Source organism: Xanthomonas citri pv. citri (assembly GCF_000961215.1).
Classification (GTDB): Bacteria; Pseudomonadota; Gammaproteobacteria; order Xanthomonadales; family Xanthomonadaceae; genus Xanthomonas; species Xanthomonas cissicola.
Window position 1 is genome coordinate 1 of the sequence record NZ_CP008996.1, and the last position, 16,521, is coordinate 16,521.

At 61.9% G+C, this 16,521-nt stretch carries 17 protein-coding genes and 4 pseudogenes; 12 read left to right on the forward strand and 9 right to left on the reverse strand.

Features of this window, described 5'->3' with window-relative positions; all coding sequences use genetic code 11:
* Positions 1-456 precede the first annotated feature (456 nt).
* On the reverse strand, positions 457-1,278 hold the full coding sequence (locus AMD14_RS00005) for a hypothetical protein (RefSeq protein ID WP_011052929.1): 822 nt from the start codon (positions 1,276-1,278) through the stop codon (positions 457-459).
* Between the two features lie 639 nt (positions 1,279-1,917).
* On the opposite strand from AMD14_RS00005, the gene AMD14_RS22375 reads away from it, so the two are divergent.
* Complete coding sequence (locus AMD14_RS22375) at positions 1,918-2,082, forward strand: hypothetical protein (protein ID WP_155400514.1); 165 nt, start codon at positions 1,918-1,920, stop codon at positions 2,080-2,082.
* 48 nt (positions 2,083-2,130) lie between these two features.
* Positions 2,131-3,218 (forward strand): IS3-like element ISXac2 family transposase gene (locus tag AMD14_RS00015; RefSeq protein WP_087943923.1). Its coding sequence is split into 2 segments (ribosomal slippage): positions 2,131-2,383 and positions 2,383-3,218, totalling 1,089 coding nucleotides; the frame shifts between segments, so codons are not numbered across the junction.
* On the opposite strand, the gene AMD14_RS22380 is transcribed toward AMD14_RS00015, so the two are convergent.
* Positions 3,184-3,813: a recombinase family protein gene (locus tag AMD14_RS22380; protein WP_011052932.1), complete on the reverse strand. Its 630-nt coding sequence runs from the start codon at positions 3,811-3,813 to the stop codon at positions 3,184-3,186. The genes AMD14_RS00015 and AMD14_RS22380 overlap by 35 nt on opposite strands.
* 179 nt (positions 3,814-3,992) lie before the next feature.
* Between AMD14_RS22380 and AMD14_RS00025 the strand changes: the two genes are divergently transcribed.
* Both AMD14_RS00025 and AMD14_RS00030 read left to right on the forward strand, forming a co-directional pair.
* Positions 3,993-4,244 carry an AbrB/MazE/SpoVT family DNA-binding domain-containing protein gene (locus AMD14_RS00025; protein ID WP_003108276.1) on the forward strand — a complete coding sequence of 84 codons (252 nt, stop codon included), beginning with the start codon at positions 3,993-3,995 and terminating at the stop codon, positions 4,242-4,244.
* On the forward strand, positions 4,241-4,636 hold the full coding sequence (locus tag AMD14_RS00030; RefSeq protein ID WP_015463818.1) for a type II toxin-antitoxin system VapC family toxin: 396 nt from the start codon (positions 4,241-4,243) through the stop codon (positions 4,634-4,636). Before AMD14_RS00025 ends, AMD14_RS00030 begins: the two co-directional genes overlap by 4 nt.
* A 160-nt stretch (positions 4,637-4,796) precedes the next feature.
* On the opposite strand, the gene AMD14_RS00035 is transcribed toward AMD14_RS00030, so the two are convergent.
* Complete coding sequence (locus AMD14_RS00035; protein ID WP_040260048.1) at positions 4,797-5,174, reverse strand: hypothetical protein; 378 nt, start codon at positions 5,172-5,174, stop codon at positions 4,797-4,799.
* Positions 5,175-5,232: 58 nt separating this feature from the next.
* Positions 5,233-5,484 (reverse strand): annotated as a pseudogene (locus tag AMD14_RS22385) (IS3 family transposase); the annotation flags it as partial.
* Positions 5,485-5,611: 127 nt separating this feature from the next.
* On the opposite strand from AMD14_RS22385, the pseudogene AMD14_RS22390 reads away from it, so the two are divergent.
* A pseudogene (locus tag AMD14_RS22390) lies at positions 5,612-5,913 on the forward strand (hypothetical protein); the annotation flags it as partial.
* A 91-nt stretch (positions 5,914-6,004) separates the two neighbouring features.
* On the opposite strand, the pseudogene AMD14_RS24930 reads toward AMD14_RS22390, so the two are convergent.
* Both AMD14_RS24930 and AMD14_RS00040 read right to left on the reverse strand, forming a co-directional pair.
* Positions 6,005-6,178: pseudogene (locus AMD14_RS24930) on the reverse strand (hypothetical protein).
* The gene (locus tag AMD14_RS00040) at positions 6,178-6,573 is read right to left on the reverse strand and encodes a hypothetical protein (RefSeq protein ID WP_011052973.1); all 396 of its coding nucleotides are present in this window, start codon (positions 6,571-6,573) and stop codon (positions 6,178-6,180) included. The pseudogene AMD14_RS24930 and the gene AMD14_RS00040 overlap by 1 nt, the downstream one beginning before the upstream one ends.
* Before the next feature lie 347 nt (positions 6,574-6,920).
* Here AMD14_RS00040 and AMD14_RS00045 point away from each other — a divergent pair, with 347 nt between their 5' ends.
* The 3 genes and pseudogenes from AMD14_RS00045 to AMD14_RS00055 all read left to right on the forward strand — a co-directional run bounded on the left by AMD14_RS00045 (position 6,921) and on the right by AMD14_RS00055 (position 8,475).
* Complete coding sequence (locus AMD14_RS00045; RefSeq protein WP_011052937.1) at positions 6,921-7,367, forward strand: hypothetical protein; 447 nt, start codon at positions 6,921-6,923, stop codon at positions 7,365-7,367.
* Positions 7,364-8,073: pseudogene (gene stbB, locus AMD14_RS00050) on the forward strand (StbB family protein). Before AMD14_RS00045 ends, stbB begins: the two are co-directional and overlap by 4 nt.
* A gap of 48 nt (positions 8,074-8,121) precedes the next feature.
* On the forward strand, positions 8,122-8,475 hold the full coding sequence (locus AMD14_RS00055; RefSeq protein WP_039700904.1) for a hypothetical protein: 354 nt from the start codon (positions 8,122-8,124) through the stop codon (positions 8,473-8,475).
* 394 nt (positions 8,476-8,869) lie between these two features.
* Here the strand turns inward: AMD14_RS00055 and AMD14_RS22395 are convergent, their stop codons facing one another.
* Entirely contained in the window at positions 8,870-9,079 is a 210-nt protein-coding gene (locus AMD14_RS22395) for a helix-turn-helix domain-containing protein (protein WP_015462608.1), read from the reverse strand.
* The gene (locus tag AMD14_RS00060; RefSeq protein WP_015462607.1) at positions 9,076-9,384 is read right to left on the reverse strand and encodes a hypothetical protein; all 309 of its coding nucleotides are present in this window, start codon (positions 9,382-9,384) and stop codon (positions 9,076-9,078) included. Before AMD14_RS00060 ends, AMD14_RS22395 begins: the two co-directional genes overlap by 4 nt.
* Before the next feature lie 455 nt (positions 9,385-9,839).
* Here AMD14_RS00060 and AMD14_RS00065 point away from each other — a divergent pair, with 455 nt between their 5' ends.
* The 4 genes from AMD14_RS00065 (at position 9,840) to AMD14_RS00080 (ending at position 12,713) form a co-directional block, all read left to right on the forward strand.
* Entirely contained in the window at positions 9,840-10,466 is a 627-nt protein-coding gene (locus tag AMD14_RS00065) for a nucleotide-binding protein (protein WP_005931726.1), read from the forward strand.
* On the forward strand, positions 10,463-10,786 hold the full coding sequence (locus AMD14_RS00070; protein WP_005918229.1) for a hypothetical protein: 324 nt from the start codon (positions 10,463-10,465) through the stop codon (positions 10,784-10,786). Before AMD14_RS00065 ends, AMD14_RS00070 begins: the two co-directional genes overlap by 4 nt.
* A 144-nt stretch (positions 10,787-10,930) precedes the next feature.
* Entirely contained in the window at positions 10,931-11,245 is a 315-nt protein-coding gene (parC, locus tag AMD14_RS00075; RefSeq protein ID WP_005918227.1) for a ParC family partition-associated protein, read from the forward strand.
* A gap of 247 nt (positions 11,246-11,492) precedes the next feature.
* Positions 11,493-12,713, forward strand: a complete 1,221-nt coding sequence (locus AMD14_RS00080) for a replication initiation protein (protein WP_011052942.1) — start codon at positions 11,493-11,495, stop codon at positions 12,711-12,713.
* Positions 12,714-13,078: 365 nt separating this feature from the next.
* Here the strand turns inward: AMD14_RS00080 and avrBs3 are convergent, their stop codons facing one another.
* Positions 13,079-16,459, reverse strand: coding sequence for a type III secretion system effector avirulence protein AvrBs3 (gene avrBs3, locus AMD14_RS00085; protein WP_011052943.1), 3,381 nt, complete (start codon positions 16,457-16,459; stop codon positions 13,079-13,081).
* Between the last annotated feature and the right edge of the window lie 62 nt (positions 16,460-16,521).

Genomic DNA, 16,521 nt, shown 5'->3' on the forward strand with positions numbered 1-16,521 from the left:
ATGGCCTCCTCGAAGTCCGGTTAATTACTCCCTGCTGACCCGTTTTTGCTTTTTGCAGGAGGGAACCGCCGCCGTTGCGCACATGGGTTGCTTGAGGCAGCAATGCGGTTGGTGCGCAACGGCGGTGGGAGGGGCGCAGCCCCTCCATTGAGCTTCTAACGCTGTCGTCGGCGCGTAGCGGCGGCGACGCCGATTTGCTGTTGAGTGCTCTACTGACTGTGCTTTCAACCAAAGGTTGACTGGATGGCCTAGCAATTAAGGGTCACAAATAACGTTACTTCCCCACAGGCTTATCCCCCGAAGCGGGGTGGAACTCGGTTCGGGGGGTGTAGTTGAGGGCGGCGGGGTGGTGATCGAGGCCGCCAAAGTCAGGGCGGCTCGCCTTTTCGCGGCAGATTTGCCGGCGTGTGCGCCTGTTTTTGCGGCATCGGGCAGGGGCGAGCCTGCCGGCGACGGCTATTTGAACAGGGCGAGGATGTCGGAGATGTGCTGCACGGCACTCTGCGCGCCGCCTGGCGGGTCGCCCGTGGCTCGGTGCGCCGCAGGGCGGGCAGCGCCCGTGCGCGGCGTAGTGCCCGCGTCCTGGGGCGACTGCCGGCGTGCGTGCGCCTGGGCGAAGGACGCAACACCGGTCCCACGCGCCTGGTCAGCGTGCTTGCGGTCGCGCTTGAGTAGCCAGCTTGTGCCGGCCATGTCGCACAGCCGTTGGAAGTTGAGCCGGCGCACGCCCGGCTCGCTGCACCACCCGTCGCGGCCTTCGGCGTCTTTGGTGTGCCGGCGCACCTGCTTGGTGGGGAATGCCCAGCCAAGGCTCACCATCATGTCGATCGAGCGTTTGGCGCGTTCCAGCTCGGCGCCGGTCTGTGCGCCATAGGCGAGCTGGGCGAGGTCTCTGAGGGTATATCGCTGCCAGGGGCCGCCGCCCTGGCGCGGCTTGCCCACAAACCCGGTGCGCACGTCGGCCAGGTAGAGCAGGGCGACGGACATGGCCAACAGTGATTCGGCGCCGTCCTTGCGTAGAGCGCGCACCCGCGTCAGCGCCTTGTCCAGGGCATAGCCGGCCACGATGACGTTGCGGCTAATCCGCATCCACAGCGAGCCTCGCCGTTGTTCCAGGCTCCGCACCAACGCTTCGCGGGTGGCATCGAGGACGGCCGGCCGGCGCTTCTTGCCGGACGGCGGCTTGGGCTGACGCCAATGCACACGCTTGTGCGGCCGGCCGCTGGTGGCGGTCGGTTCGGGGCCTGGCGTGTGGGAGCCTGGATCTACTGCTGGCATGTCCCGCGCCGATGAACGGCAGCGGGGCAAGGTGTTCGGCGTTTAGGCCTTTGCATCCTTTTCCTCTTGCACGGCTTCGCCGGCGGGATTAGGATGGGGGTACGTTAATGCCCATTGACTGGTGTTCCCGCCAGCCCAGTGATGAAAAAGCCGCCCTTGCAGGGGCGGTTTTTTCGTTTTCGGCCTCCGCTGATCACACCAGCAGGCTGCCTCGTTGTTTTGGTACGTCTGGTGCTGAATCTACCTTCTTGCAGGAGCGAGTGTACTCGCAGGAAAGGTGGTGGACGGTACGCGGCTATCAAAACCGGATAGGAAAAGAGCGATAACCGGCAGGCCTTGCAGCCTCCGCGCACCGCCCACCATAGAACTGGTGAGCCAAATAAAAGCGCCAGCATCGAACGATGGGCGCTTGCGCGCTCTTTTCCACCTTTTGTCGGTTTGATAGGCCGAATCGCTGATTGTGCAGCGATAGGCCAATCCTCTCGCCAACCGGCGAATAAGTCAACCGCCTCTCTTAGAACCGTCGCCTCCTCGACCGCCGCCGCCGCTTTGGCTTGCAGATTGAGTAGCGTAGCGATGTTTGACACATTTCAACAACCGCAGGATTGCATCCGCCTCACGATTGTGATTCGATACTTCATGAATCGTTTTAAACGTGATACGGGCGACGTGAAGCGTGAAAAACCTAAACCTAAGCGTAGAAAGCTGAACTTGACCGTGGCATTACTTCCCTCTTTGTTTTTCAACGATGAGGAAGCAATGCTCACCCTGACCAAGAAAGAGGGTAATCCCCCCGCCCATTAGCAGACGCCAGAAGTGGAATTTTCTCGTACCCTTTCCCGAGGAGGTTCCATGAAGAAGTCCCGCTTTACCGACAGCCAGATCATCGCCGTGCTCAAGCAGGCCCAGGCCGGTGCGCCCGTGCCGGAGCTGTGCCGCGAGCACGGCATCAGCTCGGCCACGTTCTACAAGTGGCGTAGCAAGTTCGGCGGCATGGACGTGTCCATGGTCGCACGCATGAAGGAGTTGGAGGAGGAGAACCGCCGGCTCAAGAAGATGTACGCCGAGGCGCAGCTCAGTACCGACCTGCTGAAGGAAGCGCTCGCAAAAAAATGGTGAGGCCATCTCAGCGACGCGAGATGGCCCAATCGGCAGTCACGAGCGGGCGCACGAACATCCGCCACGCCTGCCAGACCTTCGCGGTGAGCCAGACCTGCTTCCGCTACCAGGCCAAGGCCAGCGAGCAGAACGCCCGGATCGCCGACTGGCTGGTCCGCCTGACGAGCGCCCATCGCGACTGGGGCTTTGGCCTGTGCTACCTGTACCTGCGCAACGTGAAGGGCTTTGGCTGGAATCACAAGCGGGTCTACCGGATCTACCGCGAGCTGGAGTTGAACCTGCGGATCAAGCCGAAGAAGCGGCTGGTGCGTGAGCGGCCCGAGCCTCTGGCGGTGCCGGAGGCCATCAACCAGGTCTGGTCGATGGACTTCATGCACGACCAGTTGGCCGACGGCCGCAGCTTCCGGCTGTTCAATGTGCTCGACGACTTCAATCGCGAGGGGCTGGGGATCGAGGTGGATCTGTCGCTGCCGTCAGCCCGGGTGATCCGATCGCTGGAGCAGATCATCGAGTGGCGCGGCAAGCCCGCCGTGATCCGCTGCGACAACGGCCCTGAATACATCAGTGGCGCGTTGCTGTCCTGGGCACAGCGGCTTGGCATCCGGGTCGAGCACATCCAGCCGGGCAAGCCACAGCAGAACGCCTACGTTGAACGCTACAACCGCACCATCCGCTACGCCTGGCTCGCCCGCACCCTGTTCGACACCATCGACCAGGTGCAGGACAAAGCCACCCGCTGGCTATGGACGTACAACCACGAGCGCCCGAATATGGCGCTCGGCGGCATCACGCCTGCCATGAAGTTGGCGATGGCCGCTTAGCTCCACTTCTGGCGACCGCTAGAAGTGGGGGGATTACCCCTGCACTGGTGGATTGCAGAGCTGCATACAAGGCTGTTTTACTCACCTTGAGCCGTGTAGCGGCCTCCCGGACATTTATCCCGTTGGCGATGTGTTTACGTGCCTGCTGCAACTTGTCGGCGGTGATGACTGGTTTGCGTCCGCCCTTGCGCCCGCGAGCGGCGGCGGCACTCAACCCGGCCTTGGTGCGCTCGCGAATCAGATCGCGCTCGAACTGGCCCAGCGCGCCGAACACGTGGAAGATGAGCCGCCCGCCCGGCGTGGTGGTGTCGATGGCTTCCGTCAGCGAACGAAAGCCGACGCCTCGCGCTTCCAGCGCGCCTATCGTTTCGATCAGGTGCGGCATGGAGCGCCCAAGCCGGTCCAGCCGCCAGACTGCCAGCACGTCGCCGTTGCGCAGGTAGGCCAGCGCATCAGCCAAACCGGGGCGGTCAGCCTTGGCCCCGGAAGCCGTGTCCTCGAAAACGCGCTCGCAGCCTGCTTTGCGCAGCGCATCCGTCTGCAAAGCGGTGTCCTGTTCCGCCGTTGATACCCGCGCATAGCCGATCAGTGCCATTTGCCACCCATCTTGTCCGCCATTCCGTCCGTCTATCTTGGTGTCCGACAACCCGTTGCACAAGCAGTTTTCAGGACAGCGTCCGGCACGACCGACAAACGATCGTTTGACGGACAGCACAAGTAAGGCTTTTTTGCATTACTATTACGTCAACCCATGAGATTGCGAGGCACATCACCATGACCACATTGACCGTTACCGCACGTGGACAAGTGACGTTTCGGAAGGACGTACTGCAACACCTCGGCATTAGGCCAGGCGACAAGATCGAGCTTGACTTGCTGCCAGATGGTCGGGGAGTACTCAAGGCGGCACGGCCCGCAGGGACGATAGCCAGCTTTGTCGGCCTGCTCGCAGGTAAGACGCAGAAGGTTGCCACCATCGAAGAAATCAACGAGGCGGCTGCACAAGGATGGGCAGGCAAGCAATGAAGGTCGCAGTCGATACCAACGTCCTTGTGCGTGCTGTTGTGCGTGACGATCCCGCACAAGCGGACGTTGCCGCCGCAGTCTTGACCGATGCCGAGTTGATCGCGGTCGCGCTGCCGTGCCTATGCGAATTTGTTTGGGTGCTGATGCGCGTCTATGGCTTCCAGCAATCTGACGCGGCCGATGCGATCCGGGCGCTACTGGCCGCCGCCAACGTGGAAGTGAACCGGCCCGCCGTGGAGGCCGGTTTGCTGGTGCTCGACGCAGGCGGTGACTTTGCCGATGGCGTCATTGCCTACGAAGGTAATTGGCTTGGTGGGGAAACCTTCGTTTCCTTCGATAAGAAGGCGGTGACACTTCTCTCTGTCCAAGGGCAATCAGCGCGTCTTTTGTGACGGACATGAGAATGAACGAATTTCGCCGACTGGCCACGAAGATCGACCAGCATATGCAACAGCTTACCACCCAAGGTGTCAGTGAGGCCCATTCCAGCATCAATCACATGATGGGGTACGTGCCTGACAACCGTGCAGCTGGGCCAGGTCGAGGGTCGGCTCACACGATCTTGCAAGGGATAGAAGCGTCCTCGTCGAAGCTATAGACGGCGCACAAACGGTGGTAGCCGTCGGCAACTACGGTGCGCTGGCCTTCCTGGCGCACCAGCAGCAGCGGTGACAGAGCGGTGCCGGACTGGATTTTTTTGAGGTCCCTTTCCACGTGTGCATTGCTCATTCCTAGCGGCGAGAGGCCGCTGGCGCGCAGGATGTCCTTGGCCTTGAAGGCCGACATGGGTGCCGCGTGCAGCTCACGCACCAGCTTGGCGCAGTGGGCGTCGTCATACAGCAGATTGAGATAGGACTGCGCAGCCGGATAATCATGTTCCTCCGGTTGAGCCAGCCAGGCGATTGTGTTCTTGTCGGTCTTGTCACCCATTAAAGTGCTCCCTCGTTGGTAGGTTGAACCACTGCTTCTGCTGGCGCAATGTTGGGTTCTACCCCGAAAGCACGGACGGTTGTGGAAAGGTGGGCGAATTCAAATCCTGCCTTGCGCTCCTTCGCCCCATCCTCGGATTGTGGCGCCGTTCGATCTATTCGAACACATCGGTCCTTGCCGCATCGAGTGTCGGGTATTTCGTGCGGTAGATCCGTTTGCGTTTGAGCATGCCGAACAAGCCTTCACAGGCCGCGTTGTCCCCGCAATGGCCCACTGCACTCATCGCGCACACCAGAGGGGAGGCAGGGATTTGTGTAAAAAACAGCCAAAAGTGAGCTAACTCGCTGTCAGCACAGAAATTTTTCACAACTTCCTGCCGGCCCTATGGATGCGCTAGTGGAAGGGTTGGAGCTGGGGTGACAAAATTCCGGCGTACTGCCCCATCCCGTCCCTATGACGGCCTGGCCGAGTTCTCCGAAGAGCACAAGCCACGGGTAGCTCAACTGCTGGTTACAGCGGCAACCCTTGAGCGTGGTTACCAAGCGTTTCGTGAAAGCGGCAACCTGCAAGTCTTCCAGCCACACGACAACGAGCTGGGCAGCCTGCACCGCCAATGGCTATCCGATCTGGACAGCTTAAAGACTTTTTACGCGCGGCGCGCACTGACCCCAAAGCATTGGAGTATGTGAACGAAGCGTTCGCATGCCTTGCCGGAGGTATCAAGCAACTTGCCGAGTGATCGCTCGGAACGGGTGGCGGAAATTTCGGCGGTTCCGGCTTACAACCCCAAAGAGCAAGGTTGCGCTTTCGACTTCGTGCTTCTGCATTGCTTACACCCTCCTGGAATCACAGCGGCGACCCAACAGGTCGGCCAGCAGCGTGGGCCGCATCAACGCAATCGCGGTGCAGCGCATCGGTGAGCGCCTCATTAAGCCAGCGCCTCGTCGCCAGTGCGCGATCACGGCATTGATTTCGGCCTCTATCTGGCCGGTGGTCTGTGGCATTACGAATCCTCCGTAAAGCGGGTTAGCAGTGCAGCCAGCTCGGGCAAGGAAACGGCGAGCACGTCGGCCGGCACGCCGACGGTCTCGCAAGCGAGAACCAGCTCGTTTAACTCGCCCGTGGTCGCCTTCTTGCGCACCAGAAAAAGCAGCATTGCCAGAAGCGCATGCGCGCCTTTCTGGCTGCGCTCGATCTCGGCCAGACGGCCGACAAGTTCCTGTCGGTCGGCCCATGCTTCCATGCTGTCGCGGCCCGACTCACGGTGGCTGCCACGGTCCAGAGACTTGTCGCGGATGTACTTCGACAGGTGTTTGTAACCGGCTAGCGCGGCCGCTTCCTCGACCCTGCGGCGATCCTCTTCCGAGTACCAAACAGGGATAGATTTACCGCTGCTCATGGATGTTTTCTCAAGCTATAGAAAATCCTATAGGCATGAACCTAGCAAAAATAAGGCATTCCGGCTACTTCCTATAGAGTAGCTATAGTCATCTATGCGGTGTAAATCGCCCGCAAATCCATGTTTGACAAGGCTTTAGCAACCCCGAAGGGGTGCGTGATGTGTATTGAGATTTGGGCCTGTTAAGGACCGAAATCTCTAGGGGTTAAGGGCGTACAAACTATCAAGCCCGAAGGGCGTAGGCAAAAAGGATGCACGTAGGTTGTAAAGCGCGTGCAATCTGGCACCATTAAAAATGCACACATCATGCATATAGAGTGCGTAAAGACTGCTGACAGGATGCATAAATGCCTAAATCTGACCTGACACAGGCCTTGACGGCTATAGAGCCGAAAACCAAGGCGGCTAAGGTGCGCGAAGTGATGCCGGTGATTGAACAAAGGATCGCGGCAGGTGTGCGTATCGCGGACATTCTCAAGACCCTGAAAGACAGCGGGATTGATCTGACCGAAGCCACACTAAAGAGCTATCTGTATCGATACCGAAAGAAGCATCAAGCAAAGACCAAAGGGCAGCAATCGGCCTCGCAGACGGTCGGCATGCCGGCACCACCTCAACCTGGCGAATCCGAATCTGTATCGCACGAAACAGATTCAGCCGAAACACCACCATCTCGCGGTCCGATCTCGATGCAAGAGCTTGACCGCGTGATGAAACCCGACCCGGAAGAACAGGCCAAGGATATCGCCCGTTACGAGCGCTTGGCCAAAGAGAAATGGAGAAAGCACAAATGAAAGTCGCCGTCATAAATTTCAGTGGGAATCCAGGTAAGACCACGTTGGTCGATCACCTGCTTGCACCGCGCATGAACGCACCGAAATTCGAGATTGAGACCATCAATGCAGGATCATCAGCCGACAGTGACGCACAGCGTCTCAAGGGAAAGAACTACGGCGGGCTGCAAGAGGACCTGATGACACTCGACTCGGCCATCGTGGACGTGTGGGTGCATCCAACGTCGAAGAGTTCATCAAGCAGATGGGCCAGTTCGATGGCTCCCATGAGGAATTCGACTACTTCGTTGTGCCGGCTGTCAGTGAGAAAAAGCAGCAAATCGACACGCTGAATACCATCCGGACGCTGGCAGACCTGGGCGTACCGGCGAAGAAAATCCGTGTGGTGTTCAACAAGGTCGAATTGGAAGACGCGAACGACGTGCCGCGCCTCTTCGCGATGATCTTCGGCTTCCACGAGGCCGAGAAACGCTTCACGCTGCGACCGGAAGCCGTGGTGTTCAAGAACGAGATTTTCGACCGGCTGCGGACGCTGAAAAAGACCGTCTCGGAAATCGTGGCCGATGAAACGGACTATCGGGCAATGCTTCGTGAAGCCAAGGACGAGGACGCCAAGGCGCACGCGGTCAGCATGATCTCGGCGCAGCGGCTCGCCAAGTCGGCTAACAAGAACCTCGATGACGTCTACAAGGCGTTGTTCAAGTGATGAGGGGACGTCATGGGGAGTAACGTATCGACGGCCCGCGAAGCGCTCATGGCCGAGCTGCTGCAAGATGCCGACGCCCTCGTACGTCGCTTCGAGCAGGCAGACGAGGCACTGACAGGAAAGATCGAGAAGGCGACAACGGACGCGGCCGGAAAGGCGTTCCTGGCCGCCAAGCTCAATTTCGAGTCGGTCATCGACAAGAACGCCGAGAAGCTCACTGAAGCTGGCCGACATGCAGCCGCGCAGATCGGAAATCAGCTCAATAGCGGCGCGGCGCAGGTCGTCGCCGCGAATGCGGCGTTTGAGAGCAAGGCGCGGCGGTTCGTGCTGCTGCTGGCTGGGTTCGCGTTTGTCGCCGGCGTGGTGGGCGGCTTCGTTGGCGCCAAGCTGGCCGGGATGTAAGGCGCAGGGGCGGGCAAGCCCCGTAGGGGCGCGCAGGGACGCTGAACAGCGGCCCGGAGGCTGGCCACCCCAAGGGTGGCCAGCTCAGGTGCGCGTCCGTCCACGCTTCGTCCACGGCCGGCGCCAGCGGCGCCGCCCCGGCCCGTCGGGGGTGCCCCTTGCACCCCCAGGGGCGGGGGAAGCGGTGGGCGAAGGGTGGGCGGACCTGCCGATTGCCGAACGTCCACGCCTGGTCCACGGAGCGCGGCCGCAAGGCCCGCCGGTGGGCGGTTCCGCCCGCCGGCGGCGATCGGTGGGCCAGGGGTGGACGTCTCGGCTCTCGCGCCGGCGCACCTGCATCCGGACGGGCGCTCCAACACGAACGCCGGCAGCGCCTGAGCCGCGCCGGGCCGGCTCAATCTTCTGCGAGCTTCTCTAGCGCGAATTGCACCGGATATGGCGCTGCGCGGTAGCTTGGGTGTTTTTCTGCCACTAAGTAATAGCGCAGCAAGCGTTCGCTGATACCAATTCGATCAGCGGCCTGCCGCTGAGACAAACCGGCGCGCTGGATCCGCGACCGAAGATATTCCGGTCGCGGATCGTGATGCGAAGCGTCGGGCTTCATGGGGATAGTTCGTCGGCGAGACAGTACGCGTCCGATAACGCGTAGATATTGACCCGGCAGCCGATGTTCTTGACCCGGAACACCCCGCGATCCACCAGGACATTGAACGTTTCGATATCGACCGACTTCGACTCGCCACCAGAACCGATTTCGTTCTTTTCGAGCCAGCACGTCGGAGCCAGTCCGGGGCGGACTCTCAGTGCCATTTCCCAGCCATTGCGCATAAGCCCGATGACCTCAAGCCGCTCCGGTTGCAGCAGGACGAGCTGCTGTTCGACTAGTTTGGAAAGTTCGATGGTGTGCATTGGGAACGCCTTGGTTTCGCCCCGCCGGGGTGGCTGGCATGGAATTATATTAGGCAATATGTTCCTAAATTACAAGTACCGTTCGTCGGGATATCCCCGTTTTTGTGGGCTTTACGTATATATATACCTACCTATATACTTACATACCTACTCGAACAGTCGCGCTCGAACTCGACGCCAGCCACCACCAGCGGCTCGCCGCTGGGCCAGCGCTTGGGCGACTGGTGGTCACTGATGACCTGCACGTCCGTGTCATCGTTGACCACTGCCACGTCGGCGGCGTGCAAAGCGGCTTGCTTGCTTGCTCGAAGCGACAGGTTTTGGGGTCGGATGTTCAAAAGCGTCGGTAGGTATATATATACTTACCGAGTCACAGGGCCGGGGATGCACCCGGCAGGTCGAGGGCCAGCCGCCGCGCTGCCCATCGGTATGTATATACATAGATAGGAGCACCCATGATCTTCGCGTGTGTCAACACCAAGGGCGGCGTCGGCAAGACCACGACCGCCGTGCATCTGGCAGTGATGCTGGCCCGTCAGGGCAAGACGCTGCTCATCGACGGCGACCCGCAGGCCTCGGCCGCGAGCTGGGCGGCATGGCGTCGTGAGACGCAGTACGACCCGTCGCCCACCACCACCTGCCTCGCTGGCAAGGCGATCTTGGCCGAAGGCAAGCAACTGGCCACCGGCTTTGAGCACGTCGTCGTCGATGCAGGCGGCCGTGATTCCGTGGGCCTGCGCTCCGCGCTGCTGCTGGCCCAGAGTGCCGTGATCCCGGTCGGTGCCTCCAATCTGGACGCAGCGGCCATGACTGACCTGCTGGAAGTCGTCGAGCTGGCCCGCGACTACAACCCCGAGCTGGACGTGCGCGTGCTGCTGACCCGCGTCGATCCACGCACCAAGGATGCGGTCGAGATGCTGGAATTCTTGGCCGAGCAGAAGCTGACCGTGCTGCCCACCAAGGTCTGCGAGCGCGTGGCCTTCCGCCGCGCCATTGGCGAGGGTGCGACCGTTCAGGAGTTGGGCCGCGATCAAGCCGCCATCGCCGAGATGGAAGCCTTCTTCAAGGAGGTGATGGCATGAGCATGAAGGGCAAGCCCAACACGGCGCAGTTCAAGCCGCCCAAAGACCCGACCGCCTTCCTCGAAGGCGGGGAGGCGGACAAGGCCGAGAAGCCGCTGGTGGCACCTGCTGCCGTGACCACGACACCGGCAGCCACGCCGCCCGCTGCTGAGGAAACGCAGCGCTACGGCCGCGCACGGGTGCAAAAAATCTTCAACTTCCCCGAGGAACTGGCTGATCACCTGCGGCGCGAAGCGCTCAAGCGCTCGGAAGAGAAGGGCGGCAGGGTCACGGAGAAGGACATCGTGATCGAGGCACTGGAAGCCTTCCTCAAGGGTTGATAGGTATATATATACTTATCTATGTATATATATAATGATTTCCAGTATCGACTATAGTCCATACAAGCGACGACACCAACGCCATGCAGCGGGAGGTGCAACGAATTCTGATATTGTTGCGGTTGGGCGCGGAACAGGGTATAAATGATGCTGACGACAACTGCTAGTGTGGTCGCGCCGAAGGTTTTGAAGGAACTCATCGCCGCTGGGTCGGTTTCCGCCGCCCGAGTGGAACCCGGTGACAAGGGCCTTCTGATCCTAGTGCGGGCCGGAATGAATGAGCGAGTGCTGGGGGCTGCCCGTGGCGGCCTCCGGTACTTCCAGAGTCTCGATGGCGCTGCAAGCGTTTTGCAGGGCTACGGGATCATGAAGTTTGATGTGAACACGGAGCACTGGGTGCCCAAGACGATGGTGCGGGGCTACAAGCAAGCCCCGGCGTCTGTGGATGCCGACGAGTGACCGTCATGGCAAAGGAGAGAGCTGACCAGACAGCAGAAAACTGTAGAGTCAGAAACGACAAAGCCCGCTTTGGCGAGCGGGCCTTGACAGATAAACAGGGCAGGGTGTCCAGACAAATACAGCGTTCGCTTTGGCGAGTGAACTCTGTACCAGTGCAATAAAGCAACTGAAAGTGCTTCCATTGTACGAATCTTAGCCCCTGCGCGCAAGCGTGCGCACGCCCCTACGGGACGTGTGATGAGGGGTCATGGCAGGTACAACGGCACAGAAACTAGACAACCAGACAGCAGACCGCTTTTTCCAGTCGGGCACCGCGCTCAATCGCGTGCTCACCGAAGCGCCCTATCTGCCGCGTTGCTCTGACGACAAGACGGCCACCCGCGTCCGGCCGCGCGAATACGCCATTCGCTACCCCTACATGCAGGTCAATCGGCCCGGCTTCGTGAGCTGGCTGATCTTCGACCTCGACCACACCAAGGCGATGATCTGGGAGGACGCTGGGCTTCCTGCTCCCAACCTGATCGTCCGCAACCGCCAAAGCGGCCACAGCCACCTCTACTACGCGATTCCCCCGGTCTGCACGACCGAGGCCGCCCGCAGCAAGCCCATCGCGTACATGAAGGCCGTCTACGAGGCCTTCGCTGCCCGGCTCGATGCCGACACCGACTTCCACAGCGGCCCCGTGGCCAAGACGCCCGGCCATCCTTGGTGGCTGACGCACGAGCTGCACGCCCACATCTATGAACTGGGGGAGTTGGCCGACTACGTGGACTTGGCTGTGTCCAGCCCGTGGGGCAGGGGGCCGCAGCTCGACGAGGTGAGCCATTCCCGGCACTGCATCCTCTTTGAGCACCTGCGCCACTACGCCTATTCCATCGTGAACCGTGAGCGCGAGCGCGGCTCGTTTGCCACCTTCACGCGGCTGCTCGAAGCCTACGCGCACAACCGCAACAGCTTCCAGAAGCTGGGCTTCATGGACAATCTGGCCCAGTCCTCACTCAAGGCCACGGTGAAGTCCGTTGCCCGCTGGACGTGGGATCGCTACACCGGCAGCGGCCGGTGCCACCGGGGCGTGATGCAGCTTGACAAGGACTTGCCGCTGATCGAGCGGCAGCGCCTCGCCGCCGCCCGCACCCACGACGTGCGCCACAAGGCCACCGAGTCCAAGGTACGCGCCGCGTGCCGCTTGCTGCAACAGAAGGGCGAAGCCCTCACGCAAGCCGCTATCGGCCGCGTGGCGGGCCTCACTAGGCAGACGGTGGCCACCTACAAGCATGTGCTCGAAGAAGTGCTCAGGCCCATCGCCATGGCGATTTTGGGGGGCGCTTCGGGCAAGGTTGAGGATGTTAAACATGGTGCAAATCAGGTATCTGCCCCCTCGCAGGGGGCAGGGGTTCCGGGTGCTGCTTCGGTGTCCCTTGAGCTGTCTTCTGCCGGGCCTGGTGTCGTGCCTGTGCTCGATGGCTGAACCCCGATGTGTCGTGGCCGACGCTCATGAGCCAGTGGATGCGCGGACGGCTTTAGCGCGGCATCGGCGCGCTATCAGCAGCTGGGAATCAGTTCAATTCACGTGTTGCCCTTGCAAGTTGATATCGCCGACCCTCTATCTGCCCGGGCAGCATGCTTTACTCTTGGGCGGCCGCATAGCATTTAGGCCGCTCAAGGAGTTCATTATGGCAATGAAAGTTTTTATGCCTACTCGTAGCCCGCAGAGACGAGATTGAGGGGAGGCAGGGATTTGTGTAAAAAACAGCCAAAAGTGGGCTAACTCGCTGTCAGTAAAGGTTACTTACACCAATCCCTGCCGACGCTCAGGTAGTCACCGACTGAGCCTCACTGAGGCAATAGCTCCATCAACCATGCGAGCTCCTCTTCGTTGAATGCCGGGAAATCATCCGCTGCCCCTGCGAAGGGGTCCTCATCTTGTTCCCGCATCACGGTGCTGGACGCTGCCAGGTCGGCAGCCGTGGGCGTACCAGGATCCGGGAGGCCGCCCCCGATACTGGTACGCGGGCGTTTTACCCTCCAACTGAGGGGCAAATGCAGCGCATCGCGCTGTTCGGGAACGCGCACCTCGAACGATTGCTGTGCGGAGGGACCGGTGACAGCACGATCCGATCGGGACCGTTTACGGCTGCTTGCCCGCCTCTGATCTCCCTCGTGCGTTGGGCTGGGCGCATCAAGGTCACGCTCCAGCGAATCGGCGAATGCATGCAAAGACGCCTGGTCCGGCGTTTGAGTTGAAGTAGGGGACGGTTTGGCCCTTTTCATCCCTGATGCCTGGAGGATACGGTCCCAACGCTGCGAGGCTGGGGGGAGCGTTCCACTGCGGGCTTCGAGTTCGGTGACGCCCACTCTGCGAAAGAGCTGTAACAACCCGTGCCTGCTCATCCCGAACTGCGTCATGGCGTCATCAAATGCTTGCGCTGGGTGGGAGTGGCACTGGAAAAAACCCAGCACGCGAACCACTTGCGCGTGGTCGGCAACGCGATGGGATGTGCGTTCGGGAATACGGCGATTGGTTCTTTTGATCAAGGCCGGCGCGTGCGGCAATCCCTTTTTCACTGCATCCAGCGCAGGACGTCCGCCGAGGCAGGCCAAGGCGACGAGGTGGTCGTTGGTCAACGCGGCCAACGCCGGATCAGGGCGAGATAACTGGGCAACAATGCTCTCCAGCGCCGGCCTGCCGCCGCCATTGCTGGCGATGGCCACCACCTGCTCCGGGGTCAGGCCATGGGCCTGGCACAGCACCGGCAACAGCCGCTGCACCGTCTCCAGCGCCTGCTTGCCGCCATCGTGGCTGGCGATGGCCACGACCTGCTCCGGGGTCAGGCCATGGGCCTGGCACAGCACCGGCAACAGCCGCTGCACCGTCTCCAGCGCCTGCTTGCCGCCATCGTGGCTGGCGATGGCCACGACCTGCTCCGGGGTCAGGCCATGGGCCTGGCACAGCACCGGCAACAGCCGCTGCACCGTCTCCAGCGCCTGCTTGCCGCCAATATTGCTGGCGATGGCCACCACCTGTGCCGGGGTCAGGCCATGGGCCTGGCACAGCACCGGCAACAGCCGCTGCACCGTCTCCAGCGCCTGCTTGCCGCCATTGCTGGCGATGGCCACGACCTGCTCCGGGGTCAGGCCATGGGCCTGGCACAGCACCGGCAACAGCCGCTGCACCGTCTCCAGCGCCTGCTTGCCGCCATCGTGGCTGGCGATGGCCACGACCTGCTCCGGGGTCAGGCCATGGGCCTGGCACAGCACCGGCAACAGCCGCTGCACCGTCTCCAGCGCCTGCTTGCCACCAATATTGCTGGCGATGGCCACCACCTGCTCCGGGGTCAGGCCATGGGCCTGGCACAGCACCGGCAACAGCCGCTGCACCGTCTCCAGCGCCTGCTTGCCGCCATCGTGGCTGGCGATGGCCACCACCTGCTCCGGGGTCAGGCCATGGGCCTGGCACAGCACCGGCAACAGCCGCTGCACCGTCTCCAGCGCCTGCTTGCCGCCAATATTGCTGGCGATGGCCACCACCTGTGCCGGGGTCAGGCCATGGGCCTGGCACAGCACCGGCAACAGCCGCTGCACCGTCTCCAGCGCCTGCTTGCCGCCATTGCTGGCGATGGCCACCACCTGCTCCGGGGTCAGGCCATGGGCCTGGCACAGCACCGGCAACAGCCGCTGCACCGTCTCCAGCGCCTGCTTGCCGCCATCGTGGCTGGCGATGGCCACCACCTGCTCCGGGGTCAGGCCATGGGCCTGGCACAGCACCGGCAACAGCCGCTGCACCGTCTCCAGCGCCTGCTTGCCGCCATCGTGGCTGGCGATGGCCACCACCTGCTCCGGGGTCAGGCCATGGGCCTGGCACAGCACCGGCAACAGCCGCTGCACCGTCTCCAGCGCCTGCTTGCCGCCAATATTGCTGGCGATGGCCACCACCTGTGCCGGGGTCAGGCCATGGGCCTGGCACAGCACCGGCAACAGCCGCTGCACCGTCTCCAGCGCCTGCTTGCCGCCATTGCTGGCGATGGCCACCACCTGTGCCGGGGTCAGGCCATGGGCCTGGCACAGCACCGGCAACAGCCGCTGCACCGTCTCCAGCGCCTGCTTGCCACCAATATTGCTGGCGATGGCCACCACCTGTGCCGGGGTCAGGCCATGGGCCTGGCACAGCACCGGCAACAGCCGCTGCACCGTCTCCAGCGCCTGCTTGCCGCCATTGCTGGCGATGGCCACCACCTGGTCCGGGGTCAGGCCATGGGCCTGGCACAGCACCGGCAACAGCCGCTGCACCGTCTCCAGCGCCTGCTTGCCACCAATATTGCTGGCGATGGCCACCACCTGCTCCGGGGTCAGGTTCAGGGGGGCACCCGTCAGTGCATTGCGCCATGCATACACTGCCTCCACTGCGGTCACGCCGCCACGTTTTGCAATCTTGAGAAGTTGGCCTGTGTCCAACTGTAACGGTGGACCTCTCAACTCTCCCGCCACCGTGAGCAAGGCCTCCAGGGCGCGTGCGCCGGACCACTGTTTGCCGACGCCAACGATCGCTTCGTGTGTCGCCTCTGGCAACGCTGCGATCATGTCCTGATACTTGACAGCGACGGTCCCTAACGCTGCCGGGTGTTGGCTGAGCGCAACGATGTGCGCGTGTGTAAACCCATGGCCGACCAGTGCCTCGTGGTGCTGCGCCACTGTCGAACGAACCTTCGGTTTGATCTTCTCCTGTTGCTGCTGGCTGTAGCCGAGCGTGCGTAGATCCACCTGCGCGGCCGGCGAAGCGTCGGAGGGTTGCGCAGCACGTCGTCGCGGCGCCGGCTTGGCGCGCGGCGGCCGCGCGGCAGTGACAGCCACGCGCATGGTGGGTGGGGGGGCGTCGGCTGCCCGCAGACCCGATTGCACCTCATCCCACTCGCCTGTGGCAGCCTCTGTATGGTGAGCGCCGAAGGGAGGCAATGAATCAAAAAGCGATGTATTAAAAAGTGACGGATCGAACTGACGTAACAGGTCACTGAAGCTGCCCGCCGAGAACGCAGGTGAGGGGGCAGGGGGAGATGGCAGCCGGGTCCGGGACATCGTCCGCCGAGCGGGCAAGCCATCCAGGGGGCCGCCGGCAGGCGGAGACACCCCACGATCTGCAGTCGGCTGAACCCCATCGGGTTGGGGTCCGGGCAGAAGCTCGCGGGCAGGACTTGGTGTGCGCGAACGAATGGGATCCATCAGGCATACCTCTTTACATGGTCGCCTCCAGACTAGCGGTCTGTGGTTCCTACATAGCTTCC

What these genes read in the sequence shown, in the direction of transcription:
- AMD14_RS00005 (WP_011052929.1), bottom strand. Translation starts at nt 1,278, where the DNA reads ATGCCAGCAGTAGATCCAGGCTCCCACACGCCAGGCCCCGAACCGACC.
- AMD14_RS22375 (WP_155400514.1), top strand. Translation starts at nt 1,918, where the DNA reads ATGAATCGTTTTAAACGTGATACGGGCGACGTGAAGCGTGAAAAACCT.
- AMD14_RS22380 (WP_011052932.1), bottom strand. Translation starts at nt 3,813, where the DNA reads ATGGCACTGATCGGCTATGCGCGGGTATCAACGGCGGAACAGGACACC.
- AMD14_RS00025 (WP_003108276.1), top strand. Translation starts at nt 3,993, where the DNA reads ATGACCACATTGACCGTTACCGCACGTGGACAAGTGACGTTTCGGAAG.
- AMD14_RS00030 (WP_015463818.1), top strand. Translation starts at nt 4,241, where the DNA reads ATGAAGGTCGCAGTCGATACCAACGTCCTTGTGCGTGCTGTTGTGCGT.
- AMD14_RS00035 (WP_040260048.1), bottom strand. Translation starts at nt 5,174, where the DNA reads ATGGGTGACAAGACCGACAAGAACACAATCGCCTGGCTGGCTCAACCG.
- AMD14_RS00040 (WP_011052973.1), bottom strand. Translation starts at nt 6,573, where the DNA reads ATGAGCAGCGGTAAATCTATCCCTGTTTGGTACTCGGAAGAGGATCGC.
- AMD14_RS00045 (WP_011052937.1), top strand. Translation starts at nt 6,921, where the DNA reads ATGCCTAAATCTGACCTGACACAGGCCTTGACGGCTATAGAGCCGAAA.
- AMD14_RS00055 (WP_039700904.1), top strand. Translation starts at nt 8,122, where the DNA reads ATGGCCGAGCTGCTGCAAGATGCCGACGCCCTCGTACGTCGCTTCGAG.
- AMD14_RS22395 (WP_015462608.1), bottom strand. Translation starts at nt 9,079, where the DNA reads ATGAAGCCCGACGCTTCGCATCACGATCCGCGACCGGAATATCTTCGG.
- AMD14_RS00060 (WP_015462607.1), bottom strand. Translation starts at nt 9,384, where the DNA reads ATGCACACCATCGAACTTTCCAAACTAGTCGAACAGCAGCTCGTCCTG.
- AMD14_RS00065 (WP_005931726.1), top strand. Translation starts at nt 9,840, where the DNA reads ATGATCTTCGCGTGTGTCAACACCAAGGGCGGCGTCGGCAAGACCACG.
- AMD14_RS00070 (WP_005918229.1), top strand. Translation starts at nt 10,463, where the DNA reads ATGAGCATGAAGGGCAAGCCCAACACGGCGCAGTTCAAGCCGCCCAAA.
- parC (WP_005918227.1), top strand. Translation starts at nt 10,931, where the DNA reads ATGATGCTGACGACAACTGCTAGTGTGGTCGCGCCGAAGGTTTTGAAG.
- AMD14_RS00080 (WP_011052942.1), top strand. Translation starts at nt 11,493, where the DNA reads ATGGCAGGTACAACGGCACAGAAACTAGACAACCAGACAGCAGACCGC.
- avrBs3 (WP_011052943.1), bottom strand. Translation starts at nt 16,459, where the DNA reads ATGGATCCCATTCGTTCGCGCACACCAAGTCCTGCCCGCGAGCTTCTG.